Origin of the sequence: Ancylobacter sp. 3268 (genome assembly GCF_031456575.1) — a bacterium.
In the GTDB taxonomy this organism is placed as follows: domain Bacteria; phylum Pseudomonadota; class Alphaproteobacteria; order Rhizobiales; family Xanthobacteraceae; genus Ancylobacter.
This window is the reverse complement of record NZ_JAVDUX010000028.1, coordinates 18861-29472: the sequence shown is the minus strand read 5'-3', so window position 1 is coordinate 29472 and position 10612 is coordinate 18861. Positions and strand designations below refer to the sequence as shown.

Below are 10612 nucleotides of genomic sequence, written 5' to 3'. Positions count from 1 at the left end.
GCCGCGATGGCATCGTGCCCCTGTCGCGAGAAGTCGGCGGTCAGGTGACGCCCGATCAGTCCGCTTCCACCAATCACCACGATCTTCATAGTATCTGTCTCCTTGTTTGAGGACGGACTGGCCGGCACCCTGGCCGCTCTCAGGCGTCCGTTGAAGACAAGGACGAGGTGTGTTGGGCCGGATGTGACATCCCCCCAAGAAAAATCATCGACGCAAACGCGCGGACGCGGCCAGAGACCGATCGACATCGGTGGAGGCGGGACGGCTATGGCGCCGCCCCTGAGCGTGCGACTGACCCGACTAAGCCTTCGCCTGGACCGGCAGTCGAAAGGGCGCCCCCAGCCGATTAAAGGCGTTCATCGCCGCGATGGTGATCGTGAGATCCACAAGCTCCTTCGGCGCGAAGGCGGCGCTGGCTGCTGCGTAGGCTTCATCGGAGGCGTGCGTCTCGCTGACCAGCGTGACCTCCTCAGCCCAGGCGAGAGCGGCGCGGTACTGTTCAGAAAACAGATGGGGCACTTCATCCCAGACCGGAACCAGGACGACCTTTTCGAGAGGCATCGACTTGAGCAGGTCGCGCGTATGCAAGTCGATGCAGTGCGCGCAACCATTGATCTGCGACACCCGCAGGAAGACGAGGTGGATCAGCTCCTGGGGAAGGTCGGTGCCCGTGGTGATGTAGTGGTGGATGCCATAGAGCGCTTTGGCTCCCTGCGGGGCCACCTCGTTCCAGGCAAGCCGCTTGTTCTCGCTCATATCTCGTCCTTGTGCTCGGAGCGCCGGAGATCGACGTTCGAGGTCATGACGAGCCGAGCGCCTCGGATGTGACATGCCCATGCCGCACTTCGACTCGAAGCAGCTCATGTTACGGCCGAGCGCTTCTTCGTCAGGGTGCGAGCAGTCTCGACGGATTAGTTGAGGTCTGACATCGGCCTGCGGCTGCAGGACGGCGGTAATCTGCACAGCGGCAGCCAAAACCGGCCGGTCCGCTCCCGGCCCGAGGCTGTGTGAGAACTCACTGTGGCTCGTCGCGCAGGTTGTTGCGATGGCGCGCGTCGGCTCAGGTCACCCGCCTATCGCCTTGAGGGTCGATGCGACGCCGGCGACGGCGATGACGCGCTTGATGTTATCGGCCAGGATCGCCAGGCTGGCTTCAGTGGAGAGGTTCTTGAGGCCGCGCGTACGGAAGTGAGCGGCACCCATCCAGCCCTTGATGGCGCCGAACAGGTGCTCGACCGTGCAGCGGCGGACCGCCATGGCTTCGGACATCGTTTGAAGCCTGCGCCCCCATACCGGACGATCAGACACGCTCTTGGCAGAGTCTGCTCTTGGCGCTCACTGACCTACTATTCCCGGTAGCGCTATCGACGTTGGGAATAGCCTGCTGGCGAGTGCGCAACCCGCCGCTCATCCGTGAAGGACCGGTTGATCTGCTTGATGGCGGTAACAACAGGATGCGTCTTCCTACAGGCCCAACGCCCGGTATCGAACGCTTGTTTGCGGAGCGCTGGAGAGTTTTCTTTCAGTCTAACGGCTACTGTGAATGTCATCGCCCAATCTATAGTGCACGACGCTTGAAGGAGTTTAGCGTCGCACTATCGCCGTTCGCGCCGGGCTGGTGCGGGAGTAGGTCGTCAGAACGGATGACCGCTTGCAGCAGTGCGACGCCCTGATCGCGTCGCGCTGCCTCAACGGCATAATGGCGCCATCCCACAAAAAATCCCGGCGGATCATCGGAGTAACCCGAAAGCGGCGTTACTGCCGAGTGCGGCTGCACCCCGTCCGCCAGAATACGCGGTTGACCAGGGTAGTTCGAGTTGGCCGGATCAGCCGATCAATGCGGTGCTGGCCCCGGCATGATGACGATAGTGGCGGACATGCCGGAGGCGAGGAGAACGGTTGGTGGCACATCGCGTAGCCGAATGCGCACGGGAATACGCTGAGCGAGGCGGATCCATGAGAATTGCGGAGGCACCGAAGCTAGAAGTCCTTCCACATCATCGGGATTGGCGATCGCGCGTGCTAGGCCTTCCACCATCCCGTCTAGCACCACCCCGCCGGCCATCAGTTCCACCTTCGCTTTCGCGCCTTCGGCGATTCGCGGCAGCTTGGTCTCCATGAAGTAGCCATAGACATAAAAGCTGTCGGAATCGACCAGAGCCAGCACGCCCTTGCCCGCAGAAGCGAAATCGCCCGGAAGGGTAGTGAGATTAGTGACATGGCCGTTTACAGGCGCATAGATGCGGCTGCGCCGCATGTTGATCTCGGCGACGGCAAGATTGGCTTGCGCTACCACCAGTGCGCCATCCGCCTCGGTGGCGAGGGTGGTCATGCGCTCAACGGCCTCGATGGAAAGGCCCGGGCTCTCTTCCTGCCGCAATGTGCGGAAGCGGAGGGCATTCTCCCAGGCGAGAGTTCGCGCGGCCTTTTTGATTTCGAGATCGCCCCGCGCGTAATCGAGCGCGGCCTCGAAGCGCTCGCGGTCAATTTCGAACAGGAGATCGCCCTTTGCGACCTTCTGGTTGTCCTTCACATGGACCGCGCTGATCAGCCCCGATACATCGGGAGCGACCTGTACTACATTGGCGAGGACGCGCGCATCACGCGTCCAGGGCGACAGGGTGTAATAGATCCAGAGCTGCCAGGCGATGACGGCCGCCACCCCAACCGTGGTCAGCGTCATCACCACGCGCATCGCGCCACCCAGCTTCACATCGTTTCTCCCATCAATACCGGCATCCCGAAGATCAGGGCGCCGAGAAGGATCACATACAATGCGGCATCGAACAGCGGCCGATGCCAGATCAGCCCATAGAAGCCGCTCCAGGCGGCGAGGCGGCTCAGCGCCAAGTAGGGAACGAGCGCCGCGAGAGCCCACACGACCACGGGCGGCACATAGAAGCCGAACAGGTCGACCGTGCGGAACAGCGGATCCATGACTCTGTGTGCCCCTTAGCTGGAAAAACTTTGATCGAGGAAGGCACGGTCCAGCTCGAAGCGGTCGAGGAGGAAGCGCAGGCCGGATGCCGCGTCCAGTACGGCGCGAGCTGCGGGAGAGCCTGCCGGCGGATCGAGCCGCTCAAGCGCCGTCCACATCTCGCCAATCGCGGCGCGGCCGAGTTCCAGCGCTTCGTGCCTCGACTCGGCCCGCTCGGGCAGTGCGGTAAAGATCGCGGCGAAGCGCGACAGCCCCGCGGCGAGCGCCGCGCGCCCCGCCGGCGGCAGCGCCGGATCCGCGACGGCTTGGTGCAGCCGCCCGAGTTCCAAAGCGCTGGAGGCGCTGCCGAGCATGCCGCGCAGGAACACGTCGTCCTCCTGCCGGACTGAGGAAAGGTGCGGCAGCAGGGCGGCAATCAGGTCGACGATCTCACGGGCGATCCTGCGCGCCGGTCGTGGTCCGGCCGCTGCCTCGGGCAGCAACTGGTGCATCGTACGCCGATAGGCGAGGCGACGCGACGCCTGCGAGGTGACGGGGAGCAGCCGTGCCGCCATCAGGCAGACGAACATGCCGACCACCAGTCCGAAGCAGAAATTGGCGAAGGTGAGCGGGTCGGGATCGTAGACATTGCCGGTGGTCGCGCAGGCGACGAAGAAGATGGTGAAGGTGCCCGCGGTTTTCGCAAAGCGCGGCGTGCCGATGAGGATGCCCAGCGGCACCAGCACCAGCAGCAGGAAGGCAGCCAGCATTCCGAACCCTTCCAGCCAGGGATAGACGAACGCCATCACCACATAGGCGGAGAAACAGGCGGCGACCACGGCGCGGAAATAAGGCCAGCCGAGCTTGCCGGGATCGTCGGTGTTCACGCACTGATAACTCATCAGGGCGAGGCCGGTAATGCCGGCAATGCCGTGATCCCACTCGGTGGCGTACCAAAACAGACAGAGTGCCAGCACCGCCAGCGCCGCGCGTGCCCCTTGCAACACTGCCTCCCGCCGCTCCGCCAGCCGGGGCCGACCCCGGGCCATCCCGGATGGCGCGGCCGGGCGGAATGTGGCCTGCCCCGTGAGCGCGACGAGAGAGAGGCCGCGCAGCATCTTGATGGCGCGGCGCGCAACGAGCGCTGTATTGGCAAGCGGCGCGAGCGGCGCCTCCCCCGCCAGCGTCTCGATCTCGCGCGAGAAGACCGCTAGCCGCCGTCGTGCCATGGCAAGATCAGCGCGCAGGCGCTCAGGGTTCTCAAAGGCGTTGGGATTGTGCGCAATGGCGTCCAGCGTGGCGCTCGTCGCCTCGAGCACCGGCGCCAGGCGGGCGGTGAGCGGCTCGCCCTCTGCGCCTCGAACATCGGCGAGCCGGACGTACAGCCCACGCCCGACGGACAGCACGGTGAGAAACTCGCGCGCGATCTCCCGCAGCACCGCGTCGTTTGCGCGCATCTCGCGCGCCTCGAACATCGTATAGGAGCGCAACGCGTCGAACTTCGTCACCGCCCGCAACATGTCGCTCCGCAGCCGGATGACGTTCTCAATACCGGTTGAGGACGTCAGCGCAATGGCGGCGTAATCGGCCAGACGGGAAAAGGTGCCGGCCATCAGCGCCCGCAGCTGGGCGCCGGCATAAACCGGCAGGACCAAGGCATTGGCAAGTGTGGCGCAGGCGATGCCGATCGACGTCTCGGTCGTGCGGTCCACCGCCACCTGCCAGGCATTGTTCGGGTCAACGGCTCCCTCGAACAGGACGAGCAGCCCCGTATAGCCCGCCAGCATGAAGCCATACGCGGCGAAATTGCTCATCCGCGTGGCGCCGTAATAGCAGACGAACATCCAGGCCATGGCGGTGCCGACGAGGGGGATCGGCGCCTGCGCGAACAGTTTGGCGCAAATTACAGCGCAAGACGCGGCTATGACCGTTCCGAGCAGGCGGAAAGTCCCCTTTGCGAAGGCGGCGCCGGCCGAGGACTGGGTGAGCAGATAGACCGTGAGAACCGCCCACTGCGGCTGCGGCAGTTCCAGCCAATAGGCGATGGCGAGCGCCGCCACCGCCGCGCAGGCGAGGCGTGTCGAGGCGACGAGATTGCGCCAGCTGAGATCAACCGGAAAGCCTGGCCAATGCCTGGACCGTGGCCTTTCAGCCTTGTCCGTCACCATCGGGGCCCACGCTCATCTCGATGCGGATGCGTTTCGGCACGATGCCTGCCCCCTTGGACAGGAGCCTCTGAGCATCATATTTGCGACGATCTGCCTCTTGCGCAGCAGCGGCCCTCGCGGGGAGTTTAAGCAACTTGTCACATGGCCCAGGCCGACCGGGCGACGTACCCACCGATAGCCGTCTTACGCTGCGTGCCTGCTCATTCCATTTCAGCCTCATGGACATTTGCTTCCATCTTATGCCACCGCATATTCGGACGCGTTACGCAGCCGACCTCGAATGTCAACGCCAAAGCGCTGGAGCCTACCCGCAGCCTTCAACGTCGAACGGCGCTAACGTTCTGCTCCACCTGCCTGCGCCGGATTCTGTGCTGGCTCGTTGCCTCGCATTTGTGAGTTCGCGCAGGAATCGCTGCATGTGTATCGTCTGTGCAAAGAGCGAGCATTCCTCGCCAAATGAGATACGACACGACGTTAAGCTGGTCCTAGTCACCTCAGGTGATCAGACCTCTGGCTCGGTTCACTGAATTTACGAAATGAAGGGCAGGTTGTTGGTGCATGTGGGATTGGTTTGTAACGACATTGCGAGATCAACCCGCGATTGCGCTGTTTCTCACCGTTGCCCTCGGATATCCGCTCGGCACATTCAAATATCGCGGAATTAGCCTGGGAACGGTCGCAACCACTCTGCTGGTGGGCATTCTGGTCGGGCAGCTTCACATCCAAATCTCGCATAATGTCGCGATCGTTTTCTTCCTGCTGTTTCTCTTCGCAATCGGTTATCGTGTCGGGCCGCAGTTTGTCCGTGGCATCGCTGATGACGGCGCGATGCAGGCGCTTTTTGCCGTTGTGGTATGCGCGGTGACTTTGGCGATCGCTTATGGAGTGGCGCGGCTAACCGGCTATTCCGTAGGCTACGGCGCGGGTCTGTTCGCCGGCGCGGCAACGGCCTCGTCGGCGCTAGCGCTTTCGACAACCGCCATTCAGGGGCTCGGCCTGTCCGCGGACGAGACACGCTCCATGATTGGCGCGCTCTCCACGGCCTTCGCCATGACCTACATCTTTGGCACCATCGGCCCCATCCTCATCATTTCCCAGATAGGCCCTTGGCTGCTGCGCATCGATCTGGCGGCGGCCTGCCGCGCCTACGAGAAGCGGATGGGTGGGACGAACCACGGATCAGGAACGTCCTGGCATCACTACGTCATGCGCACCTATCGCCTGCTCGACGACTCGCCGCACGCCGGACAGAAGGTCGGGCAAGTCGAAGCAAGCAACGTCCATTCTCGGTGTTTCTTCGACCAGATCCGTCGCGACGGACAGGTGATCGAAGCCACCGAAGCGACGGTGTTGAAAGCGGGGGACGTCGTGAGCGTCGCCGGAGTTCGCAGCAGCCTTCGCGTACTCTTCGCCACAGGGGCGGAGGAGGTTGAGGATCTGGAGCTTCTTGCCGTGCCGGTGGCTGGCGTTGACGTCGTCGTCACCAAGCGCGCCTTCGACAGGAAGACGCTGACGGAACTCGCACATATGGCGGCGACCCATGGAATTTTCCTCACTCGCATCCGCCGGGGTGCCATGGGGGAGGAGATTCCGATCCTGCCCCAGACGACCATTCACCGTGGCGATGTTCTGACCGTCGTCGGCCAGCCGCAGCGGATACGTGCCTCGATCAGTGCCATTGGCCGGGCCGATTTCTCCGACGAACAAACCGATGTCAGCGTGATGTTCCTCATGATCGCGCTAGGCGCGCTGATTGGCGTGCCGGCCGTGATGCTGGACGGGGTGCCGCTGACACTGTCGATCACCGGAGGTGTGCTCTTTGCCGGCATCGCGGCCGGATGGCAGCGTTCGGTGTTTCCGACATTTGGAAATGTGCCGCCCGCCGTCATCTGGTTCATGAATGTCGTGGGGCTCAACCTGTTCATCGCCGTGATCGGCATCACAGCTGGACCGAGCTTCGTGGCCGGCGTTCGGGAAGTCGGAATAAGCCTGTTTCTCTGGGGAATGCTAGTCACGACAATCCCGGTGATTTTCGCGCTTCTTGTCGGGAAATACGTGTTCCGCTTCGATGATGCGCTGGTGCTCGGCTGCTGTGCGGGGGCGGGCACATCTACCGCGACCCTTGGCCTTCTCGCTGATCGGGCGGGCAGCCAGGTTCCAGCGCTGGGCTACACAATCCCCTACGCCATCTCCAACACATTGCTGACCATTGGCGGCATCATCATCGTGACCTTGCTGTAGCGCAGGAGGCCGGGTTCGGCGCGCCCGCATGATGTGCGGCCGGCTTAAAGCGACCGCGGTATCCAGATGACAATAACGGTGGCGCACATCGCGGCAGCCGCGCGCCGACATCGGCAGAGCGCGAACAACCGATCTCGTTATGAAAGCAGGGATGAAGAATGATAGTCGGCCTATCGATAGGGTTCGTCGCGATCGTTTTTGCGATGATCGTACATTTGGGTGCCACGATACTGATTGTCAAGCTGGTTCGGCCGCTTGAAATTTTGATCAAGAGGTCGCCCTAACTAGTTCATCGCGATCATGCTTATCCTGACGAATACGACCTTATTCATAGCCCATCTAATGAGCGTTCTGATTTGGTAGTCGATCTATTTCTCACTCGACCTGATAGATAATTTTCCGAATGCCTTCTATTCCGCATTCATCATGAACACGACGCTCGGGCTCGGCCTGATCAAACCGGAGATCGGCACCCGTCTGCTCGCTCCGATGACCGCGACGAGCGGCTTCATGATGATCGGTTGGTCGACCGCCGTCTTTGTCTATGTCGTTCAGTCTTGTCTGCCGCATGTCGCGCGCCAGGGTAAGCAATGATCTCACCCGATGTGGTGGATCCAGGCTGCGGCCATCAGCAGGCATAGGATGGAGGTAGGTAGGCCCGCTCGCGCGAACTCTGCGAAGCCGAGCGGGATGCCACGCTTGCGGCATTCCTCGGCCACGATGATCCCGACCAGGCTGCCGAAGATCACGGCGCTCGAGGAGAAGCCGGTGCCGAGCGCGATGGCTGCGCCGAGCGCTTCCGGCTGATGCGTGCCGCCAATGAAGGGCGCCACCAGCATGACTGCCGGGTTGTTGCCGACGATGTTGCTGAGCACCGCCATGATGATCAGCATGGACGGCGGATCATGCAGGTTGAGCCCGATCGTGCGCAGGCCGGCCAGAACCTGTTCCGGCAGTCCCGTTGCCGTGAGCGCCGCGTTGACAACGAACAGCCCGAACAGCAGCAGCAGCAGGTCGCCGTTGACGTGATGCAACAGATTGCTCGACGCGAAGCGCCGGCTGACGAGCAGGACGCTCGCGCCCATAAGGGCGATCAGCATATGGGGCAGGTCGCTGAAGATGAACGCGGCGACAACGGCCAGGGTGACCACGCATGTCTTGATTGTCTCGCCGTGGTTGAAGGCGACGGGCGCGTCCGTGATCGTCGCGCCGGCGCCTGAGGGTCGCACCGCGTTGGGGAGCGTCCAGCGGCCTCGATAGCAAAGTACGATCACGATCCAGATAAGCGGCAGACCGAGCATGGCCGGCGGAGCGGCAGCGGCCATGAAGTCGACGAAGGAAAGCTGCAGCGTCTCGGCAATGATCATGTTCTGCGGGCTGCCGAGGATCGTTGCCGCCGACGCGAAATTAGCTGCGAAGCAGAAGCCCAGCAGGAAAGGCAACGGATTGAGCCGCCGCTCCACGCATATGGAGCAGAAGATCGGCGTCATCGCGACCGCCACCACGTCCTTGTTCAGCAGAGCGGCCATCGCACCAGAAACGGCGATCAGTATGGCCAGAAGCCCCTTGGGGCCGACATCGAGGTTGCCGACCTTCACGGCGACCGAGTCATAGAACCCGGCGACCACGAAGGCGGCGGAGACGGTCATCAGGCCGAAGAGCAGGCCGATGACGCGGTAGTCGACCGCAGCCCAGGCGGCGGCCGGCGAAATTTGTCCCGACGCGATAAGCACCATCGCCCCGACTATGGCCGCGCCGGTTCGGTCGAGGCGAAAGCCCGGCAGGTGGCCGACGCCCATGGCGACGTACACCAGAGCGAAGATCGCGAGCGTCAAGTCCATGGAAGCACTCGCACAGGGCAGCAACAGAATTGAAACAGGGACGCCCGCACGGGTTCAGGACCGGGCGGGCGCAGCTGATGTCTAACAGCATGGGAAGCTGCACAGGCGGCTCGCCATGCCTGAGTTCACTTTGGGTTTCCGCGATCCATGTCCCAGAAATTGAAAGCCCGCTCGCCGTACAATGGCGTGTCTAGCCCCTCTTGCTGAATGGTGTCGGGCACCCGCAGCACATTCATACCATCCAGGAGCTTCAGCAGGATGAAGGTGATGAGCGAGGCGTAAGCGGCGACGATGGCGACGGCGAGCAACTGGACGCCCAGCTGGTGAATACCCGCCGACACCTGATTGATGTGAGAACTCGCCAGCACGCCGATCAGCAGTGCGCCGGTCATGCCGCCAACGCCGTGCGCGCGCCAGACTTCGAGCGAGTCGTCGATCTTCAGCCAGGCCTGCACATGCTTGGCGTGGTAGCAGACCGTCGCACCGACCGCGCCGATGAACAGCGCGGCCATGGGCTCGACATAACCCGAGGCAGGGGTGATGGTGGCAAGGCCGGCTACAGCGCCGACCAACACACCCGAGAAGGACGGGCGCCCATTCTCCCGCCACTCCCAAAACATCCATACGAGCATGGCGATCGAGCCGGCCAGCATGGTGTTGAGGAAGGCGTAGGCCGCCAGCGCGTCCGCCGCATAGGCGCCACCGGCATTGAACCCGAACCAGCCGAACCACAGCAGGCCCGCGCCCAGCGCCACCAGCGGCAGGCTGGCGGGCTCCGACTCGCTCTCGCCTGGGGCGAGCTTCCGCTTGCCGAGATAGGCCGCCGTCACCAGCGCGGAGAAACCCGCCGCCGTGTGGATGACGATACCGCCAGCAAAGTCGACGACACCAAGCGCGGCGAGGAAGCCGCCACCCCAGATCCAGTGGGCGGCGGGCAGATAGACCAGGATGGTCCACAGGGCGATGAAGAACAGATAGGCGCCGAAGCGGAACCGGCCCACGAACGCGCCGGTCATCAGCGCCGGCGTGATGATGGCGAACATCATCTGATAGGCGAACACCATGATGAAGGGGATGTTCGGGCCATAGGTCGGATGCGGCTCGATGCCGACGTGATACATGCCGAAATAGGGCACGATGCTGCCGATGACGCCGCCAATGTCGGGTCCAAAGGCGAGGCTGAAACCGCCGAATACCCAGATCAGGCCTACCACGCCTATGCAGACGAAGTTCTGGATCATCACCGACAACATGTCGCGCTGCTTGACCAAGCCGCCATAGAACAGCGCTAGCGCGGGGGTCATCATGCACACCAGGGCGGTGCACAGGAGAATGAAGGCGGTATCGCCTGCGTTGATAGCTTGCATCCCATTGCCCCTTTCGTGGATGCGCGCATCGGACCTTCGAGCCCGGCTACGCGCCGCTGGAACCTAAGGCGACGGCTC

9 protein-coding genes are annotated in these 10612 nt (G+C 62.9%); 2 read left to right on the top strand and 7 right to left on the bottom strand.

Annotation, left to right across the window (positions count from 1 at the left end; genetic code table 11):
* Nucleotides 1-300: 300 nt before the first annotated feature.
* The 5 genes from J2X65_RS25530 to J2X65_RS25510 form a co-directional block, all read right to left on the bottom strand.
* Entirely contained in the window at nt 301-756 is a 456-nt protein-coding gene (locus J2X65_RS25530; protein ID WP_310207889.1) for a carboxymuconolactone decarboxylase family protein, read from the bottom strand.
* Nucleotides 757-1065: 309 nt separating this feature from the next.
* Nucleotides 1066-1269 carry a transposase gene (locus J2X65_RS25525; RefSeq protein WP_404977799.1) on the bottom strand — a complete coding sequence of 68 codons (204 nt, stop codon included), beginning with the start codon at nt 1267-1269 and terminating at the stop codon, nt 1066-1068.
* 565 nt (nt 1270-1834) lie between these two features.
* Nucleotides 1835-2713: an HlyD family secretion protein gene (locus J2X65_RS25520; protein ID WP_310207885.1), complete on the bottom strand. Its 879-nt coding sequence runs from the start codon at nt 2711-2713 to the stop codon at nt 1835-1837.
* A complete protein-coding gene (locus J2X65_RS25515) occupies nt 2710-2937 on the bottom strand; it encodes a DUF1656 domain-containing protein (RefSeq protein ID WP_310207882.1) in 228 nt (75 codons plus the stop codon). Before J2X65_RS25515 ends, J2X65_RS25520 begins: the two co-directional genes overlap by 4 nt.
* Nucleotides 2938-2952: 15 nt before the next feature.
* Complete coding sequence (locus J2X65_RS25510; RefSeq protein WP_310207879.1) at nt 2953-5085, bottom strand: FUSC family protein; 2133 nt, start codon at nt 5083-5085, stop codon at nt 2953-2955.
* Nucleotides 5086-5643: 558 nt separating this feature from the next.
* On the opposite strand from J2X65_RS25510, the gene aspT reads away from it, so the two are divergent.
* Both aspT and J2X65_RS25500 read left to right on the top strand, forming a co-directional pair.
* Nucleotides 5644-7326: an aspartate-alanine antiporter gene (aspT, locus tag J2X65_RS25505; protein ID WP_310207876.1), complete on the top strand. Its 1683-nt coding sequence runs from the start codon at nt 5644-5646 to the stop codon at nt 7324-7326.
* Between the two features lie 366 nt (nt 7327-7692).
* Nucleotides 7693-7920: an ion channel gene (locus J2X65_RS25500; RefSeq protein ID WP_310207898.1), complete on the top strand. Its 228-nt coding sequence runs from the start codon at nt 7693-7695 to the stop codon at nt 7918-7920.
* Between the two features lie 2 nt (nt 7921-7922).
* Here the strand turns inward: J2X65_RS25500 and J2X65_RS25495 are convergent, their stop codons facing one another.
* Nucleotides 7923-9167, bottom strand: coding sequence for an SLC13 family permease (locus J2X65_RS25495; protein ID WP_310207873.1), 1245 nt, complete (start codon nt 9165-9167; stop codon nt 7923-7925).
* Nucleotides 9168-9292: 125 nt separating this feature from the next.
* Nucleotides 9293-10534, bottom strand: coding sequence for an ammonium transporter (locus J2X65_RS25490; RefSeq protein ID WP_213352819.1), 1242 nt, complete (start codon nt 10532-10534; stop codon nt 9293-9295).
* Between the last annotated feature and the right edge of the window lie 78 nt (nt 10535-10612).

Bases quoted from the DNA above. Each gene is read 5' to 3' on its own strand.
- J2X65_RS25530 (WP_310207889.1), bottom strand. From the start codon at position 756: ATGAGCGAGAACAAGCGGCTTGCCTGGAACGAGGTGGCCCCGCAGGGA.
- J2X65_RS25525 (WP_404977799.1), bottom strand. From the start codon at position 1,269: ATGTCCGAAGCCATGGCGGTCCGCCGCTGCACGGTCGAGCACCTGTTC.
- J2X65_RS25515 (WP_310207882.1), bottom strand. From the start codon at position 2,937: ATGGATCCGCTGTTCCGCACGGTCGACCTGTTCGGCTTCTATGTGCCG.
- J2X65_RS25510 (WP_310207879.1), bottom strand. From the start codon at position 5,085: ATGGTGACGGACAAGGCTGAAAGGCCACGGTCCAGGCATTGGCCAGGC.
- aspT (WP_310207876.1), top strand. From the start codon at position 5,644: ATGTGGGATTGGTTTGTAACGACATTGCGAGATCAACCCGCGATTGCG.
- J2X65_RS25495 (WP_310207873.1), bottom strand. From the start codon at position 9,167: ATGGACTTGACGCTCGCGATCTTCGCTCTGGTGTACGTCGCCATGGGC.
- J2X65_RS25490 (WP_213352819.1), bottom strand. From the start codon at position 10,534: ATGCAAGCTATCAACGCAGGCGATACCGCCTTCATTCTCCTGTGCACC.